The 20264-nt window shown below is 62.9% G+C and carries 20 protein-coding genes, 1 tRNA gene and 1 pseudogene; 8 read left to right on the top strand and 14 right to left on the bottom strand.

The window, feature by feature from the left end:
* Positions 1 to 59: 59 nt before the first annotated feature.
* The 11 genes and pseudogenes from glp to QTA58_RS20650 form a co-directional block, all read right to left on the bottom strand.
* Positions 60 to 1274 carry a gephyrin-like molybdotransferase Glp gene (gene glp / locus QTA58_RS20600; RefSeq protein ID WP_289670568.1) on the bottom strand — a complete coding sequence of 405 codons (1215 nt, stop codon included), beginning with the start codon at positions 1272 to 1274 and terminating at the stop codon, positions 60 to 62.
* Between the two features lie 3 nt (positions 1275 to 1277).
* Positions 1278 to 1769: a cyclic pyranopterin monophosphate synthase MoaC gene (moaC, locus tag QTA58_RS20605; protein ID WP_289673242.1), complete on the bottom strand. Its 492-nt coding sequence runs from the start codon at positions 1767 to 1769 to the stop codon at positions 1278 to 1280.
* The gene (gene trpC, locus QTA58_RS20610) at positions 1769 to 2584 is read right to left on the bottom strand and encodes an indole-3-glycerol phosphate synthase TrpC (RefSeq protein WP_289670569.1); all 816 of its coding nucleotides are present in this window, start codon (positions 2582 to 2584) and stop codon (positions 1769 to 1771) included. Before trpC ends, moaC begins: the two co-directional genes overlap by 1 nt.
* Before the next feature lie 4 nt (positions 2585 to 2588).
* Positions 2589 to 3605, bottom strand: a complete 1017-nt coding sequence (gene trpD, locus QTA58_RS20615; protein WP_289670570.1) for an anthranilate phosphoribosyltransferase — start codon at positions 3603 to 3605, stop codon at positions 2589 to 2591.
* Positions 3606 to 3625: 20 nt separating this feature from the next.
* Positions 3626 to 5509, bottom strand: a complete 1884-nt coding sequence (locus tag QTA58_RS20620; RefSeq protein ID WP_289670571.1) for a peptidylprolyl isomerase — start codon at positions 5507 to 5509, stop codon at positions 3626 to 3628.
* A 132-nt stretch (positions 5510 to 5641) separates the two neighbouring features.
* On the bottom strand, positions 5642 to 6559 hold the full coding sequence (locus tag QTA58_RS20625) for a DUF72 domain-containing protein (RefSeq protein ID WP_289670572.1): 918 nt from the start codon (positions 6557 to 6559) through the stop codon (positions 5642 to 5644).
* A gap of 61 nt (positions 6560 to 6620) precedes the next feature.
* A complete protein-coding gene (locus QTA58_RS20630) occupies positions 6621 to 6968 on the bottom strand; it encodes a DMT family protein (protein ID WP_085424442.1) in 348 nt (115 codons plus the stop codon).
* Between the two features lie 39 nt (positions 6969 to 7007).
* Entirely contained in the window at positions 7008 to 7718 is a 711-nt protein-coding gene (locus tag QTA58_RS20635) for an endonuclease (RefSeq protein ID WP_289670573.1), read from the bottom strand.
* Between the two features lie 172 nt (positions 7719 to 7890).
* Positions 7891 to 8052: a hypothetical protein gene (locus QTA58_RS20640; RefSeq protein ID WP_200814154.1), complete on the bottom strand. Its 162-nt coding sequence runs from the start codon at positions 8050 to 8052 to the stop codon at positions 7891 to 7893.
* A 259-nt stretch (positions 8053 to 8311) separates the two neighbouring features.
* Positions 8312 to 8485 (bottom strand): hypothetical protein, encoded by a 174-nt coding sequence (locus tag QTA58_RS20645; RefSeq protein ID WP_159457701.1) that lies wholly within the window; start codon positions 8483 to 8485, stop codon positions 8312 to 8314.
* Between the two features lie 701 nt (positions 8486 to 9186).
* Positions 9187 to 10140 (bottom strand): annotated as a pseudogene (locus QTA58_RS20650) (aldo/keto reductase); the annotation flags it as partial.
* Between the two features lie 84 nt (positions 10141 to 10224).
* On the opposite strand from QTA58_RS20650, the gene QTA58_RS20655 reads away from it, so the two are divergent.
* Complete coding sequence (locus tag QTA58_RS20655) at positions 10225 to 10809, top strand: TetR/AcrR family transcriptional regulator (RefSeq protein ID WP_289670575.1); 585 nt, start codon at positions 10225 to 10227, stop codon at positions 10807 to 10809.
* Positions 10810 to 11146: 337 nt separating this feature from the next.
* On the opposite strand, the gene QTA58_RS20660 is transcribed toward QTA58_RS20655, so the two are convergent.
* Positions 11147 to 11764: an NAD(P)H-dependent oxidoreductase gene (locus tag QTA58_RS20660; RefSeq protein WP_289670576.1), complete on the bottom strand. Its 618-nt coding sequence runs from the start codon at positions 11762 to 11764 to the stop codon at positions 11147 to 11149.
* 117 nt (positions 11765 to 11881) lie between these two features.
* On the opposite strand from QTA58_RS20660, the gene QTA58_RS20665 reads away from it, so the two are divergent.
* Positions 11882 to 12781, top strand: a complete 900-nt coding sequence (locus QTA58_RS20665) for a LysR family transcriptional regulator (protein ID WP_289670577.1) — start codon at positions 11882 to 11884, stop codon at positions 12779 to 12781.
* Between the two features lie 247 nt (positions 12782 to 13028).
* On the opposite strand, the gene QTA58_RS20670 is transcribed toward QTA58_RS20665, so the two are convergent.
* Both QTA58_RS20670 and QTA58_RS20675 read right to left on the bottom strand, forming a co-directional pair.
* Positions 13029 to 13118: transfer RNA gene (locus tag QTA58_RS20670), tRNA-Ser, on the bottom strand.
* 71 nt (positions 13119 to 13189) lie between these two features.
* Positions 13190 to 13909 (bottom strand): Crp/Fnr family transcriptional regulator, encoded by a 720-nt coding sequence (locus QTA58_RS20675; RefSeq protein ID WP_289670578.1) that lies wholly within the window; start codon positions 13907 to 13909, stop codon positions 13190 to 13192.
* Positions 13910 to 14047: 138 nt separating this feature from the next.
* On the opposite strand from QTA58_RS20675, the gene QTA58_RS20680 reads away from it, so the two are divergent.
* The 6 genes from QTA58_RS20680 to metG all read left to right on the top strand — a co-directional run bounded on the left by QTA58_RS20680 (position 14048) and on the right by metG (position 20264).
* The gene (locus QTA58_RS20680; protein WP_289670579.1) at positions 14048 to 14305 is read left to right on the top strand and encodes a hypothetical protein; all 258 of its coding nucleotides are present in this window, start codon (positions 14048 to 14050) and stop codon (positions 14303 to 14305) included.
* A gap of 305 nt (positions 14306 to 14610) precedes the next feature.
* Complete coding sequence (locus tag QTA58_RS20685) at positions 14611 to 15609, top strand: septal ring lytic transglycosylase RlpA family protein (RefSeq protein WP_289673244.1); 999 nt, start codon at positions 14611 to 14613, stop codon at positions 15607 to 15609.
* Positions 15610 to 15676: 67 nt separating this feature from the next.
* A complete protein-coding gene (locus QTA58_RS20690; protein WP_289673246.1) occupies positions 15677 to 16843 on the top strand; it encodes a D-alanyl-D-alanine carboxypeptidase family protein in 1167 nt (388 codons plus the stop codon).
* Positions 16844 to 16914: 71 nt separating this feature from the next.
* The gene (gene tmk, locus QTA58_RS20695) at positions 16915 to 17595 is read left to right on the top strand and encodes a dTMP kinase (RefSeq protein WP_085424433.1); all 681 of its coding nucleotides are present in this window, start codon (positions 16915 to 16917) and stop codon (positions 17593 to 17595) included.
* Positions 17592 to 18620 (top strand): DNA polymerase III subunit delta', encoded by a 1029-nt coding sequence (locus tag QTA58_RS20700; RefSeq protein ID WP_289670580.1) that lies wholly within the window; start codon positions 17592 to 17594, stop codon positions 18618 to 18620. The genes tmk and QTA58_RS20700 overlap by 4 nt, the downstream gene beginning before the upstream one ends.
* A 90-nt stretch (positions 18621 to 18710) precedes the next feature.
* Positions 18711 to 20264 (top strand): methionine--tRNA ligase, encoded by a 1554-nt coding sequence (metG, locus tag QTA58_RS20705; RefSeq protein ID WP_289670581.1) that lies wholly within the window; start codon positions 18711 to 18713, stop codon positions 20262 to 20264.

A 20264-nucleotide genomic window follows, 5' to 3' on the forward strand; every position in this document is an offset into this window, starting at 1 on the left:
GCGCGCTCCTAGCCTATCGAATCGATAGGTGGCCATCGAATATCCGGATAGGCGCACCTTCAGGGCCGAAGCAGCAATATGGGGCAGGGGGAGCCGGCCGGCAGTTCCGGCGCGTGCGGCGGGCGGATGATGAGGCCGTCGGAATGAGCGAAGATCTTCATCATCGACGAATCCTGCTTCTGAAAGGCCTCAGCCATCAGATTGCCGTCGCGATCCTTCGAGAGCCGGGCGCGGAGATAGTCCTGGCGCTGATCGTTGGCGGTGAGCGCCTTGGCGGTGACGCCCTGCACCTCGCGGTGTTTCTCCGGCAGGCGGGCGAGCTTTCTCACCAGCGGTTCGAGGAAGAGCATGCCGGTGACGAGGCTTGCGACCGGATTGCCGGGCAGGCCGAGAACCTGCATGCCGCCGAGCCGGCCGACCATCAGCGGCTTTCCCGGCCGCATGGCGATCCGCCAGAAATCGAGTTCCATGCCAGCCCCCTTCAACGTCGCCTGGACGAGGTCGTGGTCGCCGATCGAAGCGCCGCCAAGCGTCACGAGAACATCGGCCTCGGCGGCGCGGGCCTTTTCGATCGCGGCCGCGATATCCGCCTGGCGGTCCCTGACGATGCCGAGGTCGAGAACCTCGCCGCCATTGTCGCGCACCAGGGCCGCAATGCCGAACGTATTGGAGGCGATGATCTGCGCCGCGCCGGGCGTGCCGCCGGGCTGGATCAGCTCATCGCCGGTCGCAAGGATGGCGACGCGCGGACGGCGATGGACGGAAAGCTCCGGACGGTTCATCGCGGCCGCGACCGTCAGGTGCGAGAAATCCAGCACCGTGCCTGCGGACAACACCGCCTCGCCCTCGGCGAAATCCTGGCCGCGCGGGCGCACATGCCGGCCCTTGACCACTTCGAACTTCGTACGGATGCGATCGCCCTCGAGCCGTTCGGCATCCTCCTGGATGAGGATGGAATCGGCTCCCTGCGGCAGCGGCGCGCCGGTGAAGATGCGCACGGTTTCGCCCCTGCCGAGCGCGCCTTCGAAAGCATGGCCCGCGGCAGCGCTGCCGATGACTGTCAGCTCCGAGCCGACAGCCGGCGCATCGGCGGCATTCAGCGCATAACCGTCCATGGCGGAAGCGTCGAACGGCGGCTGGGTGAGGCGCGCTTCGACATCGGCTGCCAGCACCCGGCCATTCGCCTCGCCGAGCGGCACGGCCTCTGCCGCTTCGATCGGGTCCGCCTTGTCGAGCAGGCGGGTTTTTGCTTCTGCGACGGGCAGCAATGCCATGGCTCAGCCCTCCAATCGGTCTTCCGCGCGATAGGTGCCGGATTTGCCGCCGGTCTTTTCGAGGAGACGGATGCCGCCGATTTCCATACCCTTGTCGGCGGCCTTGGCCATGTCGTAGATCGTCAGGCATGCGACGGAAACGGCGGTCAGCGCCTCCATCTCAACGCCGGTCTTGCCGGTGAGTCTTGCCGTCGCGATAACGCGCAGGCCGGGAAGCGTCTCATCCTCGGCAATCTCGACCGAAACCTTCGTCAGCATCAGCGGATGGCAGAGCGGGATGAGATCCGACGTCTTCTTGGCGGCCATGATGCCGGCGAGCCGCGCCGTGCCGATGACGTCGCCTTTCTTGGCATTGCCTTCGCGGATGAGCGCCAGCGTTTGCGGCAGCATGCGGACATAGCCCTCGGCCGTCGCCGCGCGGCTTGTCTCGGCCTTGTCGCCGACATCGACCATATGCGCCTCGCCGGAGGCGCCGATATGGGTGAGGCCCGACATCATTCCGCCGCCAGGGTGGCGGCCTCGCCGGTCAGAAGCAGGCGGGTCGCCGCAGCCACGTCGTCCTTGCGCATCAGGCTTTCGCCGACGAGGAACGTGTTGATGCCGACTTGTTTCAAACGCCGGCAATCCTCATGGGTGAAGATGCCGCTTTCGCCGACGAGCAAACGGTCGGCCGGCACCATGGGCGCCAGCTTCTCGCTGGTCTCCAGGCTGAGCTCGAAGGTGCGCAGATTGCGGTTGTTGATGCCGATCAGCGGCGAGGGAAGCTTTAACGCCCGCTCCATTTCCTCTTCGTCATGCACCTCGATCAGCGCGTCCATGCCGAGTTCGGCCGCAACGTCGTAGAGTTCGCGCGCCTCACCGTCCGAAAGCGATGCCATGATGAGAAGGATGCAATCCGCACCCCAGGCACGGGCCTCGTAGACCTGATAAGTCTCGAACATGAAATCCTTGCGCAGCGCCGGCAGCGAGCAGGCGTTGCGGGCGGCCGTCAGAAATTCCGGTGCGCCCTGGAAGCTCGGCTTGTCGGTGAGCACCGAAAGACAGGCGGCGCCGCCCGCTTCATAGGCAGCAGCGAGCGCCGGCGGATCAAAATCGGGGCGGATCAGGCCCTTGGACGGGCTGGCCTTCTTGATCTCGGCGATAAGGCCGAAAGTGCCGGCGTCCTGTTTGGCTTTCAATGCGCGGTGAAAACCCCGCGGCGCGGACTGATCGGCGGCACGCGCCTTCAACTCGGCAAGCGGCAGGCTTGCCTTGGCGGCGGCGATCTCCTCGCGCTTATAGGCTTCTATCTTCTTGAGGATATCCGTCATGACCTCAATCCTTGTCGTTCGAGACGGCGACCAGGCGATCGAGCGCGGCCGCCGCTTCGCCGCTTTCGAGCGAGCGGGTGGCGAGCCGCATGCCGTCGGCAATCGTCTCAGCCTTGCCGGCGACCACGAGCGAGGCGGCCGCATTGCAGAGCGAGATGTCGCGATAGGCATTCTTCGCACCACCGAGCACGGCGCGCAAGGCGGCAGCATTCGCTACGCCATCGCCACCCTTGAGTTCGGCGAGCGTCGCAGGCTGCACGCCAAAATCCATCGGCGTCAGCTCGAAGGAACGGATCTTGCCGTTTTCCAATGCGGTGACCTGCGTGACGCCGGTCGTGGTGATCTCGTCCATGCCGTCGCCATGCACGACCCAGACGGTCTCCGAGCCGAGATCGCGCAGCACTTCGGCGATCGGCTCCAGCCATTTCGGGGCGAAGACGCCGAGAAGCTGGCGCCTGGCGCCGGCCGGGTTGGATAGGGGCCCAAGGAGATTGAAGATCGTGCGCGTACCGAGCTCAACGCGGCTCGGGCCGACATGGCGCATCGCGGCATGATGCATGGACGCGAACATGAAGCCGATGCCGGCTTCCCTGATGCAGCGGGAGATCAGGTCGGGGCCGATCTCCAGGTTGACGCCCAGCACCGACAGCGTGTCCGCGGTGCCGGATTTCGAACTCAGCGCGCGGTTGCCGTGCTTGGCGACCGGGACGCGGCAGCCGGCGACGATCAGCGAGGCGAGGGTGGAGATGTTATAGGTGCCGAGCCCGTCCCCGCCGGTGCCGACGATATCGATCGCGTCGGCGGGAGCCTCGACGGGCAGCATCTTGGCGCGCATGGTGGTGACGGCGCCGGCGATTTCCGCCACCGTCTCGCCGCGCACGCGCAAGGCCATCAGGAAGCCGCCGATCTGCGACGGCGTCGCCTCGCCGGACATCAGGATATCGAAGGCGTCGCGCGCCTCCTCGCGGCTCAGGCTCTCGCCGTTGGCGACCTTGGCGATAAGAGGTTTCAGCTCAGGCATACGCGGCTCATCCTTACCCGTCACTGGAGCATGACCTGATTGACGACTGCCTGGTTGATGGAGACGCCGTAGCTGTCCTTCAGGCTGTTGACCATCTGGTCGAGCATGTCGTCGCCGGTAGCATCGGCCATGCGCTGCAACTGCTCGTCGCCGGACAGGGCATCGGTCGTCGCCTGATCGACGGCGGTCACCTTCATCAGCAGGCGGCTTTCGCCATCCGCACCGAGCGCAGTGGCGGTGGTGTCGACCGGACCGGCGAAGGCCGCGGTGATCGCCTCGTTGCCGAAGATCGCGTCCTCGGCGCCGCGACGCAGGCCCTGCTTGTTCTCGACGGCAAGGCCGAGCTCGCCGCCGATCGCCGCCAGCGTCTCGCCCTTGTCCAGGCGGCCCTTGAGCTCGTTCGCCTTGGCGGCCAGCGCCTGGCGCTGCTGGTCGGCGGTCCAATCGGCAACGGCCTTGTCGCGTACGTCGGCCAGCGGACGGTCGCGTTCGGGCACGATGTTGCGGACCTCGAACCAGACATAGCCGTCATTGCCGAGGTTCACCGGAATGGTATCGGCGCCGGGCTCGGTGCGGAAGACCTCGCCCAGGAGCTGGTTGGAGGCGGGAAGGTCGGTGATCCGCTGTTCCTGCTCGTTGTTGCCTGAAGCGTCGGCCGTGACGGTGACGGCCTTGAGGTTCAGGGCCTTGGCCGTGTCCTCAAGCGTGGTGCCGCCGCTGCGCATGTCCTCAAACCGGTCGTGAACGCTCAGGACCTCCTGGGACGCGGAGGAAACCGCAAGCCGCTGGCGGATGTCCTCCTTCACCTCGTCGAAGGAACGGACCGTCTCCGGGCGGATATTGGTGACGCGCAGGATGACCGGACCGAACGCACCGTCGACGACCGGCGTGGTGCCGCCGTTCGCCGCCACCTTGAAGGCGGCATCCGCGAAAGCCGGATCGGGAAGGTTTTCCCTGGTGAAATCGCCGAGCAGCACGTCCGAGGCGGTCTTACCCTGATCGGTGACGAGCTGGTCGAAGGTCGCCGTGCCGTCCTTCAGCTGGGTTGCGGCCGCTTCGGCCATTTCCTTGTCGGGGAAGGGAAGCTGCTCGATCGTGCGGGTCTCGTGGGTCTTGTAGCTGTCCTTGCTCTTCTCATACTCGGCGCGCACCTGGTCGTCGGTGACCGCGGACGCATCGGCAATGTCGGCGGGCTGCAGCTTCACATAGGCGAAGGTGCGGTATTCCGGCGCGCGATAGCGGGTCTTCACGCCTTCGAACCAGGCCGCGAGCACGTCATCGGCCGGCGCCTTGACCGGATCGATATTGGCGTTGGAGAGCAGGAGATAATCGACCGTGCGGCTTTCGTCGCGATAGGTCTTCAATGCGTCGACAAGCACCTGCGGCGGCTTGAAGCCGTCGGAGACCGCCTCGACGATCTGGCTGCGGACCGCGACCTTGCTGCGCTCCTTGATATAGTCATCCTCCCGAATGCCGGCATTGCGCAGCCTGGAGGTGAAGAGGTTGCGGTCGAACTGGCCGTTGACACCCCGGAAGGCCGGATCCTCGGCGATCAGATTGGCGAGCCGGTCCTCCGAGAGGCCGAGGTTCATGTCGTCTGAAAGCTGATCGAGCGCGGCACCGGCGGCAAGCTGGGCGAAGACCTCGTTCTCGACGCCGAAGGCGCGGGCCTGTTCCGCCGTGAGCTGCGTGCCGAACTGGCGGCTCAGATTGGCGATCTGGCGCTGATAGGCGAGGCGGAATTCCTCAGTCGATATCTGCTGATCCCCGACGGTCATCACGGTGTTGCTGTTCGTCGTCAACACCGTGTGGGAGACACCCCAGACGCCGAAGGAAACGACCAGAAGCAGAAGCAGCGCCTTGGCGACCCAGGAGCGGGCGGCGTCTCTGAGGGAATCGAGCATGGATCAACACACCTTGCAAACAGTCTTGCGCAAACAGTCTTGCCGCCTTCAAGCGGCGGATCGAAGGACTGTCTCTAAATCAAACCGAGACGGAAATGAAGGCATGCCCGCGGAAAAGCGAATGATGATGTTTCACGCGCGCCTGGCGGGCTTTGCGGCCGACGAAGCAGGGCCGGCATCCAGGCGGTTCGCGAGGGCTTCGGCGTCCCGCGGGGCGCGAACCTTCACGTCATTGTCGAAATAGACATAGACATCCCGCCCGTGGGCGCGCGGCGGGGAGGGAGGGCCGACACGCAGCGCTTCCCTCGGATCGCGGCCCCTGACCCATTGCCGGATCAGATGCGCCCAATCGTCGAGCGCCTTGTCGTCGTAACCGCTCACATAGAGTTGTTCAGAACCGTGCAGCCGGCAATAGACGAAGTCGGCCGTCAGATCCATGAGAAGCGGCCATTCGACGGTGTCGGCCACGACCAGCCCCACCCGGTATTCCCGAAGCAGGTCGACGAACTCCTGAGAGCGAAAGCTGTCATGGCGGATTTCCAGCGCATGGCGCATCGGCCGTTTCGCATCGGTCTCGACATAGGCGCGATCATCGAGGCGCGAATCGTGTTTCCGCGCCAGTTCCGCAGCTTCCTCGGTGTCCTTCGGCAACAGTTTCAGAAAGGCCTCGAAGCGGTCCCGATCGAACGCCATCCGCGGCGGAAACTGCCAGAGAACGGGACCGAGCTTCCTGCCGAGGCGGAGGATGCCGGAAGCCAGAAAATTGGCAAGCGGCGTTTCGATATCGACGAGGCGGCGCATGTGGGTGATGTATCGCGAGGCCTTGATCGCGAAAACGAAATCGTCCGGCGTCGCGTCGTACCAGGCGGCAAAGCTTTTCGGACGCTGAAGACCGTAGAACGTGCCGTTGATCTCGATCGAGCGGAAGTGCTGGGCCGCATAGGTCAGTTCCTGCTTCTGCGGCAGGCCTTCGGGATAGAACACGCCGCGCCAGGGCTTGTAGGTCCAGCCCGAAATGCCGATCCGGATATTGCCCGCATGTTTCTTCATCGCACCACCTGAGACCACGACGATCCGAACGTCCCGATGGCGCGGTGGTTCCCGGGAGCGGCTATTTGGTGAAGATGAAGAAAGCGCCGAGCGCGATGAAGCCGAAGCCGACGATCTGCTTCCAGTGGATGGTTTCACCGAGATAAAGCACGGAAAAGATCACGAAGACCGAAAGCGTGATGATCTCCTGGATGGTCTTCAGCTGCGCGGCATTGAAATAGCCGTAGCCGATGCGATTGGCCGGCACCTGCATGCAATATTCGAAGAAGGCGATGCCCCAGCTGACCAGAATGACGAGATAGAGCGGCTTGTTCTCGAATTTGAGGTGCCCGTACCAGGCAAATGTCATGAATACGTTCGAAAGGATCAGGAAGCCGATCGTGAGGAAGGGGATGGCGGTAGTGGGCATGGGCGCGAATCCGTGGGGAGGGGAAATGTCTTACCGCAATCACGTTCGGCCCGGAAATACAAGCGGCCGGTCTGCCGGCAGAGGGGAATGGGATATCCGTGCGCCGACGGCGGAGCCGGCAAAACGGCAATGCTGCCTGAGCGGGCATTCCCCGCAGTGCGGATTGTCGAAGCGGCAGGAGAGTTGCCCGAGACGCTTGCTGAGGACATGGAATTCCGACAGCTCGAATGCCGTCCAATCCGGCACCGCGGCCATGACCGCGTGATAAGCGGCCGCGATGTCGGCACGCGGGCCGACCACGCCGAAGCGGGCCAGCACGCGCAGCACATGGGTATCGACGACGAAGGCCGGCATGGCGAGCGTCGAAAAATTCAGCGTCGAGGCGGCAACCTTCGGACCGACGCCGGGTAAGGCCTGCAGCCAGGCCAGGGCCTCCGGAACGGAAAGCTCTTTCAGGAAAGACAGATCGAAATCCGGATGGTCTCTCGCGATCAGGCCGAGCGTCTCCTTGACATAAGAGGCCTTGTCCTTCGCATGCGTGACGTCATTGATCGCCCGCTCGATGTCGGGAACCGGAGCGCCGGCAAGCTCGCTCCACCGCGGATAACATTCGACCAGCCTCCGATAGGCCTTCAGCGAAACCTCGTCCTTCGTGCGGCTGCTGATCATCGACTTGATCAGCTGGCCGATCGGCTCACGGATGTTATGGGGCCGATAGCCGGCAAAGGCCGAACGCAGTCCTGCACGCATCAGCGCGATATCCGTGGGAGCTCCGAAGTCGAAGGCGATTTGCATGGCTCATGATAGAACAAAATGAGAACAATGCAAATCCCTATTCCCGATTCGATTGACCGGAAAAAGCAGACATCGGCCGCGGATATCGGTCAGCCATGTGGCTCACGTTACGGAACCTAACGCTGCGTCAATGCACGGTGTCGAGCCTGATCTCGTCCTCGAGCGTGCGGAAGGCTTCGTAAAGCGCCTCGACCAGGATGTCGGTCAGCCTGTCAGGGTCGTTTTCCTGCAGGAACAGCGCGATCGCCTGTTCGGAAGGCTGGGTTATCGGAGTGGTTTCGTTCGACATATCATTGTCTCCAATCGCTACCGGATCATTCCGGACGACGGGACGATAGGAATGTTCGCTTGCGCCGAGCTTGATGGACGCCGTCAGTCGCTGCAGCCGGGCTCATCGCCGGTCCCGGCCGGCCGCGCGAGTTCGAGACCTGAATCGGCGCAAAGCGACCCTGCGGAGCGATCACCGGCGCGCGCAATCTGCAGGATCCGCATCGATAAAGGCCGGGGGGGAGGGCTCCTCCCCGCATATTGGCGGGTGGCGCCTTCTCTCAAGTGCCTGCGACAAGTCCGTAGACGACAACGAAGAGATAGACGGCGAATGCCGCAGCGGCCACGCCCGCGATGAACAGGGCAAGTCCTCGGCCGGCGCGCATCTTCCTTCTCTTCTGCGCGGGATGATCGGCCGAGGGCGACAGGCCCGTCGGGGTTTCGGTATCTTTCATGGGTTGCGCTCCTGAACGTCATTCATGTCGCAACCTGCCTTTCAGGCGATAGTTCCAAGCTGCCGGTCACAGGAGGTAGAGCGGACTCGCCGCCATGCCGCCGGCTCGATCCTCTTTAAGGCCATTCAGCAAACGTTCATTTAGCGGATGCCAATTCGGAATCGCCGCATCGCCTTGCGGCGGAGACCCGGCGCGTGGATCAAGCGAGACACGGGTCGGGTCTCTCTCAGACGGAAATGAGGGCGCAGCGCGAATGATGGCGATCCTGAAACGACTATTGTTCTTCTGGAAGAAGCGCGGAAGGTCTACCGAAATCGATTATACCGCCGGATATCGCGAGCCTTGGATCGAACAATCCATTCGTGATTTCGAGAAGCGTCTGAAAGACTAGTTGCCATTACGGATCGCGCCAGAAATGGCGGGCCGAAGACGAAGAAACGGAGAACTACGTCTACGCTATAGCCCGATTGGGGCGCGAGCGAATGGCTACAATGGGGCGTAAAGCGGACAGTCAGTTTCCGGCGGTGAAATGCAGAAAGCTGACCACCTCCGAAGATGGACATGCAGGTGGCCAGAACGAGCAAGGTTCATGTCGCCTTGCCCAGTTCACGAACTGGGAGGCGGCTGATGCTGTGTCCTGTGGCTGCTTCAGCTGCGCGACGCAGCCTGGCCGGGTCGGACACTCCCTGATGGTCGAGCCGCGGCGTATAGGGTGCCTCCAGCCTTGCCGCCTCGTCGTCGGTGAGGCTGATCGATAGGGAGGCCACGGCATCGTCAATATGTTCTGCTTTCAGCGCCCCCACGATCGGAGCCGCCACAACGGGATTGCGGCGCAACCAGGCAAGCGCGATTATGGACCGGCCGACGCCCCGTTCTTCCGCGATGGCCCCCACCGCATCGACAATCAGCTTGTCGCTGTCGGCAGTGGCTGCACCCAGATTATAGACCGCTTCGGTTTCCGCCCTTGCAGTGATCGCTCCCCAAGGCCGGGCCAGCCGGCCACGGTTGAGAGGGCTATAGACGATGGTCTGCACCCCTTCATCGATGCAAAGCGCATGCATCTCGCGCTCTTCCTCGCGGTCGAGGAGATTGTAGGTGTCCTGCATCGACACGAAGCGGGCCCAGCCGTTGGATTTCTGCAAATATAGCGCTTTGCCGAATTCCCAGGCCATCATGGACGATGCGCCGAGATACCGGACCTTGCCCGCCTTGACGACATCGTTCAGGGCCTCGAGCGTTTCTTCCCAGGGGGTAGTGCGATCACGACGATGGATCTGATAGAGGTCGATATAGTCCGTACCCAGGCGCCTGAGGCTCATATCCACCTCGGTCATGATCGCCTTGCGCGATAGCCCTATACTATTGGGTCCGTCGCGCATGGGTGCGCTGAGTTTGGTGGCGATCACAACGTTTTCGCGGTGCGCGAAGTCCTTCAGTGACCGCCCGAGGATCTCCTCGCTGGAACCATTTGAATACAAATTGGCGGTGTCGAAAAAATTGATGCCCGCCTCAAGGGCGTGGCGAATGAGGCGCCGGCTTGCTTCCTCGTCGAGCGACCAGGAAGGGTAACCGCGCGACGGATCCCCGAACCCCATGCAGCCGATACAGATAGGCGAAATATCGAGGCCCGTCCGGCCGAGCTTGGCATATTGCATGTCCATCTCCACATTCGCTATATTCGGACAAGTGTCCGCTTGCTGCTACGTAACGGACAATTGTCCGTTTAGTCAAGAGGCGATATGGCTGTAGAAGAGGATGGATTGCGGGCAGACGCCCGCGCAAACCGTGATCGCATACTTGCGGTGGCACGGGAGGCCCTGACCGCCGATCCCGAAACCCCGCTCAGCGCTATCGGCAAGGCAGCCGGAGTTGGGCAAGGCACACTCTATCGCCACTTCCCGACGCGGGAAGCTCTGGCCCTGGCCATCTATCGCAAGGAGATCAGCGCCCTTGCGGCTCTCGCATCGACACTTTTGCAAGGGCATCCTCCGCTTGAGGCGTTCCGTCTATGGTGTGCCCAGCTAGCCGATTCCAGCGCAATGAAACGCGGAGTGGCAAAACTTCTGCAAGGGGCCACTTCTGAGGATGATCAACGCGAGGCCTATCAGCAAATGGTGTCGGCGGTGGGCTCGCTCATCGCTGCATGTGAGGCCGCGGGTGCGATCGATCACGGTGCAAATGCCGACGATGTCTTGATGCTTCTCGGCGTACTGTGGCAGATTCCATCCCATCCCGGGAGGGATGCTCAGGCGGCGAGGATAATAGCACTCATCTTCAGGGGGTTGGGAGCCAAAGACGCGCTGGGCGGCCTTACGGGACCATGAAGCTCGTTCTGTGCTGGAGCGTTTGTCGGGAGTGACCGGTTCGATGCGGCGATAGGCGGCAATATTACGCCATAGAGGGCAATCGGCGGCAAATGGCGGACCGCGAACGATGAAACGGAGAACTCCGTCTACGCTATAGCCCTCCAAAAGTAAGGCACGGACGGTCAGCTATTGCAAGGAAGAGTGCCAAACCGGACGAGCGTGACCACGTTCTGTTTCTCGGCATGAACAGTGATCCGAAGGCAAGATGCGACGACGGGCAGCGGCAATCTTGCGGCATGCCTGAACTCGGTGGAAGCAAGCGGGCTCCATCGGGGCGCCGCGTACTCCCGATCAATCAGGCTGCCGCGGCGCTATCGAGCTTCGGAATGACGGCGTCTATGAACGTGTCCATCGTTGCTTCACCCATATCCACGGCCTTGGCACCTTCGCCATGGATAACCCTCACGTCGGTGATGCCGAGGACGTTGAGAATGGCCTTGAGGTATCGCGGGGCAAAATTGAGGTGGTCGATGGGCGAGGCCTCGCCATAGATGCCGCCGGACGCCAGCACTACGGTGGCTTTCTTGCCGATCAGCAGCCCCTTGCCGTCGAAGCCAAGCGTTATACCCTTGCGCACGATGTGATCGATCCAGGCTTTGAGGCTGGCCGGGATATTGTAGTTGTAGACCGGCGTGGCGATGACAAGCTCGTCCGCTGCCAGCAATTCGGCAACCAGCGCGTCCGAGAGACGCAGTTGCTCGGCCATGTCCGCGGTATGGGCATGCGGTGGCGTGAAATAGGCCGACAACCACGGCATGGTCACGTGCGGCAGCGCATCCACGGCCAGGTCGCGCCGCACGATTGCGCCATCCGGATGCACCTCGAGCCAATTGGCGACAAGGCGTTTGGTCAGCTGACGGGAAATCGAAGCCTCGCCGCGCGCGCTGGTTTCGACAACGAGAAGATTGGGCATGGCGTCCTCAAGGTTTTGGGCTAAACAGCCGTGACAGATGCAGACGATATAAGGCTTTCCATCTAGCGGCGGGAGCGATAATAAAGTGATTATCTCTATCGGCTAATGTGATGGATCATGATCGGCAGCCTCAGCCTCGACCAATTGCGCGTCCTGGTGACCATTGCTGATGCCGGCAGCTTTTCGGCGGCCGGGCGGCAATTGCGCCGTGCGCAATCGGCAATCAGCCAGTCGGTGGCGACATTGGAAGCCGCTCAGGGCGTCCAGCTCTTTGACCGCAGCACCCATCGCCCCCGCCTGACTGAAACGGGCCGGGTTCTGGTCGATCAGGCCCGGCTGGTGCTTTCGAGCGCGGCACGCTTCGAGGCCGTCGCGACCGGGGCGCGAGGCGGGGTCGAGCCCGAGCTTGCCCTGGCCATAGATCCGCTGGTGCCCACCGCTCCCCTCATCGAAAGCCTGCGCGCGCTGCACCAGGCCTATCCGCATCTTGCCGTCAGCTTCTCGACCGAGGGCCTGGGCGGGGCGCTGCGTCGTTTGCGCAGCGGCGACGTCGCACTGGCCTTTTGCCTGCTGCTGCCGGTGGTGCCCGAGGACGTCGTGGCTTCGCCACTGCTGCGCGTGGCGCTGACGCCCGTGGTCAGCGCCGAACACCCATTGGCAGCGCTTGGTCGTCCGGCAACCCGCGACGACCTGGAGCGCCATATCCAGCTGGTCCTGTCCGATCCCGTCGATCGGGAAGCGAACAATTACGGCCTGGCCAGCGCCACGCGGTGGCGCTTTGTCGACCTCGGCCGCAGACTTGATTTCCTGCTGGCCGGCTTCGGCTGGTGCCGGATGCCGGAGCATCTGATTGCCGATCATCTCGCAGCCGGGGATCTGGTTCGGCTCGAGCTGGCCGAAGATGCCCGTGACCCGGCAGACGCCCTGACCATCTACGCCGCCCGCATGGCGGACCATGAACCTGGCCCGGCCGGCCGGTGGCTCCTTAACGATTTGCAGGTTCGGCTGTCGCTCTGATCCGGTCAAACAGTCGTCGTCAGTATCGCCTAATCCCTGAGAGATACCGGAAGAGCCGCGATGAACACGGTCAAAGTCGGCTCTTCGGTATTAGTCGCACTGTCGCCAACGTCCGCAACGGGTCGGTTGCAGTCATTGCCAATCTTCAAGATATATAGGACTGTAACGTGGAATCGGCGGTTGTCAGCACCGCCTGTAGCGATGCGGCGATAGGCGGCAATATCACGCCTAGAGGGCTATCGGTGTTTGGCGGAAGAGGTGGGATTCGAACCCACGGTACGGTTTCCCGCACGCCGGTTTTCAAGACCGGTTCCTTAAACCACTCGGACACTCTTCCTGCTCGGCTGTGGCTTTATAGCCGGCCGCATTTCGGCGTCAACCAAAGGAGATCATTTCGCTTCAAAATCCTCATCTCGGCTCCACCGAGAGGCTGAGATAGGTCGGATCGAATTCCGCGACCTCCTTCAATCGCTCCCAATCAAGGATCGTGACGGTCTGGTTGACCCACGAAATCAGACCTTCCCGCCGAAGCATCTGGATGACGCGGTTCATGTGCACGAGCGACAGCCCCAGAACATCCGCCATCTCGCCCTGGGAAAGAGGCAGATAGAAGCTCCAGCCGCTGACGCGATGAACCACCTGGAGCCGGACGTAAAGTTCGCAGATGATATGGGCGAGGTGGGAGGCCTTGGAACGCCTGCCCATGGCGACGATCCAGGCCCGGTGGATCGAGCCATGGACGAGCGTATCGAGCCAGAGCATGCGGGTCAGATGCGGATGGCGTTCGGTCACCTGCTTGAGTTCGGCGTGATCGGCAAAGGCGACATGACAGGCGGACAGCGCGACGACGCCGTGATCCATGGTCTTGAGAAGGAAGGCATGCAGGTCGACGAAATCGCCGGCGACATGGATCGCCGTGATCTGCCGCGTCCCCTCCGCCGTCAGCTTGTAACGGGCCGCGAAGCCATCGATGAGCAGGCTGCTGTGGCCCGGCCTGGACCCTTCGACCACCAGATCCTCGCCCGCCGGAAACCGTCGCTCCCGGCCGATGATGTGTGCGAGTACATCCCGCTCCCCCTCAGTCAAAACGTCGTGCTGTCCGAGATTGAGAAGCAGGGATTCGATCACGTTCTTCCTCGGTTGAGTTCAGGTGCCGACAAGGTTTGGGGAAAGATCATATAGAGCTATCAAACCGGGAGACCACCGGAGGAGGAACAAAATCCCGGGCCGGCAATTCGGTGCGTTGCATGAAGCGGGAAGAACGGCATGGCGCGATATTTCTTCGATCTCGTCAACGGCAGCGGCCTCGTTCGCGACGAGCAGGGCCTGGACGTATCTACTCGCGAGGAAATCACCCGGGAAGTGAGCCGGATCCTCGTGGATATCGCCTCGGAAGAGCTTCCGGGCACCGCAGAAGGGGCGATCGGCGTCACGGTGCGCGACGAACGAGGCCGGGCTGTGCTTACCGGCAACCTGTCGTTCGAGACCCGCTGGCATGATGACGCGGAAGTCGATTCCAAATAATGGCGGGGTAGGGACCTCCAAACCGCTTGCCACCCGCCAGCATGAACCGACGGTTAACCATAATCGGTAGAAGTTTATCTATCCGCCCGATTTCGTTCGCATTGTTGCCATTTTGCCGGCAAAACTCAAACCCTGTTGAGTTCGGCGGCATAGGGGTATGTCCCGAACCGGTTCAATGGCTGCGAAAAGCGGGACAGTAACGAGGACTGTCGACTGCTCGTCGCGGCGAAAGCGGCATAGGACGGACGAGTTTGGGTTTGAGTGGCGGCAAGCTTTCGCTGGGTGCGAAATGGCTCGGAATAACGATGGTCTGCGTGGGGATGGCGTCTTGCGCCACGACCGAGGCTCCGAAGAAGAAGCCCCGCAGCAAGGAATATTTCTCCGAAAAGGAATATGGCGTTAAGGCCAGCCCGCGGGTTGTCCGCGAAGGTCAGGCGGTGCCGAAGGGCGGCGGCCGCTTCATGGTCGGCCAGCCCTACGAGGTGAAGGGCAAGACCTACGTTCCGAAGGAGGATCCGAACTACAACAAGAACGGCCTCGCCTCCTGGTACGGCTCGGCCTTCCACGGGCGGCTCACCGCCAATGGGGAAGTCTACGACAGCGACCATCTGTCGGCCGCCCATCCGACCTTTCCGCTGCCGAGCTATGCGCGCGTCACCAATCTGGACACCGGTTCGTCGGTCATCGTCCGCGTCAACGATCGCGGGCCCTATCATCCGGGCCGCATCATCGACGTCTCCAGCAAGACAGCCGATCTGCTCGATATCAAGCGGACCGGCACGGCGCGTGTCAACGTGCAGTATGCCGGCCGCGCACGCATGGATGGCAGGGACATGCCGTTCCTGATGGCATCCTATATCCGCAAGGGCGACCGCCTGCCGTCGTTCCGGCCGGAAGGGCAGATCGCGACCGGCGTCATGGTCGCCTCGAACCAGCCGCTCGGCGATCAGCTTCAGAGCTACGGTTCCGCCATGCCGACGCCGGTCGCGCTTGCCGGACGCACGCCGAGCGGTCCGGCGCAGGCGCCGGCCGCGACACAGGCATTCCAGGCTCTCGAGCAGTTCGCGCTGCTGCCGCAGATCGGCCCTATGCCGATCGAACGCCCGATGGGCAACGAGGTCCGTCAGCAGACCAGGACCGTCGCGGCGGTCTACTCCTCCGAACCGCAGGCGAGGGCAGTCCAGTCACCGACGCGGAACACCGCGACCGGATATGTCGCGGAACCCCAGCCGCGAGCCCCGCAGGTCATGTTCGGCAACATGATCCTCGAAGCTCCGAGGCCCGCTCAAAAGCCCGTGCGTTGAGCCTCGTGCCGATTGCCGCCCGCAATCGGCACTGCTACGCAGGGGAATGAAACGGTCTGTGGTGATGATGCGACGCCTTCTGCTCCTCCTTTGCCTGGCTATCCTTGCAGCCGCCCGGCTCTCCGGAGCCGCTAATGCGCAGGAGCCTTCGCCCGGTTTCGTCACCAAGGCCAAACAGGTCTACATGGTGGAGGCGAAGACCGGCACGGTGCTGCTCGCTTCCAATGAAAACCAGACCTTTCCGCCCGCATCGCTTGCCAAGCTGATGACGATGGAGGTCGTCTTCAGCGCCATCAAAAAAGGCGAGATCAGCCCGGACACGGTCTATCCCGTCAGCGAACATGCCTGGCGGACCGGCGGGGCGCCTTCCGGCACGACCACCATGTTCGCGGCGCTGAAATCGCAGGTTCGCGTCGAGGACCTCGTCAAGGGCGTCATCATCCAGAATGCCAACGACGCCTGCATCGTGCTGGCCGAGGGCATTTCCCGTTCCGACGCGGAATTCGCCGCCCGCATGACGGCACGCGCCAAGGATCTCGGCCTTGCCCGTTCCGTCTTCGGCAATTCCACCGGACTGCCGGATGCCGAGAGTCACACGACCGCGCGCGACCTTGTGGAGCTCGCACGTCACATCCATCGGGAATATCCGGAGTTCTATCCGCTCTATGCGCAACCGGATTTCGAATGGAACAGGATTTTCCAGCGCAACAAGAACCCGCTCATGGCGCTCAATATCGGCATCGACGGCCTGGGCGCCGGCTTTGCTGAGGGTTCCGGTTACGCACTGGTCGCCTCGGTGGAGCGCGACGGCACACGGCTCTTCCTGGCGATGGGCGGCCTTGCGAGCGACAAGGAGAGATTAGAGGAAGCACGCAGGGTGCTGGAATGGGGGCTTTCCTCATTCGAGACCAAGGTGCTCTTCCGCCAGGGTGAGGTGATCGGTCAGGCGAGCGTCTACGGCGGCACGTCGCGTTATGTCGATCTCGTCGCCAAAGAACCCGTCGATATCTATATGCCGACCAACAATCCCGCGCGACTGAGTGGGCGGATCGTCTATCGCTGGCCACTGAGGGCGCCGGTCGCCGAAGGGCAGGATGTCGGCGTATTGAGAATTTCCGCAGGAGACCGGGTGGTGCGGGAAGTGCCGCTGGTGACGGCGCAACCGGTCGGGCAGGGCAGCCTTACCAGCCAGGCGACCGATGCTCTCCTGGAACTGATGTTCTTCTGGCTTTAGCATCGAGACGTTGTTTCGCAGCGCACCCTTATGCGTTATAAGCCGATAAAGAAGTGAATGCGGAAACACGCGTGGCAGAACATTCCGGATTGTTCGTGACTTTCGAAGGCGGCGAGGGGGCTGGCAAATCCACCCAGATTCGCCGGCTGGCGGACCAGTTGCGCCGGCGCGGCCATGATGTGCTGATGACCCGCGAGCCGGGCGGCTCGCCGGGGGCGGAGGCCGTGCGTCACGTCCTTCTCTCCGGCGCGGCGGAGGAATTCGGGGTGCGCATGGAAGCCATCCTGTTTGCCGCCGCGCGCAACGATCACGTCGAAGAGGTGATCCGGCCGGCGCTCGAAAGCGGCGCGATCGTGCTCTGCGACCGCTTCATCGATTCCTCGCGCGTCTATCAGGGCGTTACCGGCAACCTGGAGCCGGATTTCATCGAGGCGCTGCAGCGCATCGCGATCAACGGCGTGATGCCGGATTGCACGCTGATCCTCGATCTGCCGGCCGAAGTGGGGCTGAAGCGCGCCCGCAAGCGCAGTGCCGAGAACGCCCCGGACCGGTTCGAGCGTGAAGAGATCGAGACCCACGAGAAGCGCCGGGAGGCCTATCTGGAGATCGCGGAGGCCGAGCCCGAGCGCTGCCGGGTGGTAAATGCCGAGCGCCCGGAAGAGGAGATCGCTCAGGAGATTTTCGCGATCGTCGAACCGTTGGTGCGCGAACTCCCCTCCGCCCGGGCGGCCAGCACGGAAACCGTCGGATGAGCGAGGAAACCCCGGGCATTCTCGACGGCGCCATGCCGCCGGCACGCAATCCGCATCTCTACGGCCATCGGGCCGCCGAGGATTTCCTTGCCCGCAGCTACCGCTCCGGCAAGGGCCACCACGCGATCCTGATCGAAGGCCCGGAAGGGATCGGCAAAGCGACGCTCGCCTTCCGCTTCGCCAATCATGTGCTCACCCATCCGGATCCCGCGACAGCGCCCGATCATATCGCCGATCCGGATCCGGATTCGCCGGTCAGCCGGCAGATCGCCTCCGGTGCCTCGCACAATCTCCTGCATCTGGCCCGGCCGGTGGACGAGAAGACCGGCAAGACAAAAACAGCGATCACCGTGGACGAGGTGCGCAGGGCAGGGCATTTCTTCTCCCAGACCTCCGGCACGGGCAACTGGCGGATCGTCATCATCGATCCCGCCGACGATCTCAACCGCAACGCAGCCAATGCCATCCTGAAAATCCTCGAGGAGCCGCCGCGGCGGGCGCTCTTCCTGGTCCTGTCCCATGCGCCTGGAAAACTCCTGCCGACGATCCGTTCCCGCTGCCAGCCGCTGAAGTTGTCACCGCTGAGTGACGGCGATCTTGCGAAGGCGCTGGCCGGACTTGGAATGCCCCTCGACGGCGGCAAGACCGAGGAAATGGTGCTCTCGATGGGGAAGGGCAGCGTCTCGCAGGCGCTGAAGCTCCTGAATTACGGCGGTACGGAGATCATCGCCGCCTTCGACGAGGTGATCGCCGCGGAAGGCCCGACGGCCCGCAAGGCCATGCACCGGCTGGCCGACGTGCTGTCCGGCAAGGAGAGCGACGTGATCTTCGGGTTCTTCCTGGAGCATCTGAGCGACCACCTCGTGGCCCGGGCCCGCGCGGCAGCGCTTGGCGGCGATCTTGCGACCGCCGACCGGCAGGCAAAGCTCGTCAGCGACATAGGCGAGAAGATCACCATCGCGCAGGCTTACAACCTCGACCGCAAGCAGACGATCCTCTCGATCCTTGAAGCCGCCCGACGCTAGGCGAGGGAACCCCATCGAGGAACTTTGTGTTTCGCATCCGCGAAACATGCGCTAAGAGCGGCATGAACAAATCAAGTGCCCGAGTGCCCCATGTCCGACAAGACGCCCTATTACATCACTACCGCGATTTCCTATCCGAACGGCAAGCCGCATATCGGCCATGCCTATGAGCTGATCGCGACGGATGCCATGGCGCGCTTCCAGCGCCTCGACGGCAAGGATGTCTTCTTCCTGACCGGTACCGACGAGCACGGCCAGAAGATGCAGCAGACCGCGCGTGCGGAAGGGGTCACGCCGGAGGAGCTCGCCGCGCGCAACTCCGCCGAATTCCGCGGCATGGGCCGACTGCTGAACGCGTCGAACGACGATTTCATCCGCACGACCGAAGCGCGCCATCACGAGGCTTCCAGGGACATCTGGAACCTCATGGCCGATAACGGCGACATCTATAAGGATACCTATGCGGGCTGGTATTCGGTGCGCGATGAGGCCTATTACGCCGAGAACGAAACCGAGGTGCGCGACGGCGTGCGCTACGGGCCGCAGGGCACGCCGGTGGAATGGGTGGAGGAGTCGAGCTATTTCTTCAGGCTCTCGGCTTACGGCGACAAGCTGCTCAAGCACTACGAGGAAAATCCGGACTTCATCGGCCCGAACGAGCGCCGAAACGAGGTGATCTCCTTCGTCAAATCCGGCCTCAGGGATCTGTCCGTTTCCCGCACCACCTTCGACTGGGGTATCAAGGTACCGAACGACCCCGCGCACGTCATGTATGTGTGGGTCGATGCGCTGACCAACTATCTCACCGCCACCGGCTATCTGGAGGACCCGAAAGGCCCGCGCGCCAAATACTGGCCGGCGGATGTGCACATCATCGGCAAGGACATCATCCGCTTCCACGCCGTCTATTGGCCGGCCTTCCTGATGTCGGCCAAGCTGCCGCTGCCGAAACGCGTCTATGCGCACGGCTTCGTGCTGAACGCCGGCGAGAAGATGTCGAAATCGCTCGGCAACGTGGTCGATCCGTTCGAGCTTCTGGAAAAGTTCGGGCTCGACTACGTGCGCTATTATCTCTGCCGGGAGATTTCCTTTGGGCAGGACGGCAATTGCAACGAGCAGCTCATCGCGGCCCGTGTCAATGCGGATCTCGCCAACGGTATCGGCAATCTCGCCAGCCGCTCGCTGTCGATGATCGTCAAGAACTGCGACGGCCGCATTCCGGAGCCCGGCGAACTTACCGACACGGACGAGGAACTGCTCACCGCGGCAGACGGGCTCATCGCCATCTGCCGGGAGGAAATGAGCAAGCAGGCCATCCACCGGGCGCTCGCGGCCATCATCGGCGTCGTTTCCGACACGGACCGCTACTTCGCCGCCCAGGCGCCCTGGGTGCTGAGGAAAACCGACCCGGCCCGCATGGGCACGGTGCTCTATGTGACGGCCGAAGTGGTGCGCCAGATCGCCATCCTGCTGCAGCCCTTCATGCCGGAATCGTCTGCCAAGCTGCTCGATCTGGTCGCCGTGCCGGCCGACAGCCGGGACTTTGCGGCGCTTGGCCAAGCCGGCCGCCTGAAGCCGGGCACGGCTCTCGAAGCACCGCAGCCGGTCTTCCCGCGTTACGTGGCGCCCGAAACGACCTCGTAG

The organism is Neorhizobium sp. CSC1952 (assembly GCF_030378245.1).
GTDB lineage: Bacteria > Pseudomonadota > Alphaproteobacteria > Rhizobiales > Rhizobiaceae > Neorhizobium > Neorhizobium oryzae_A.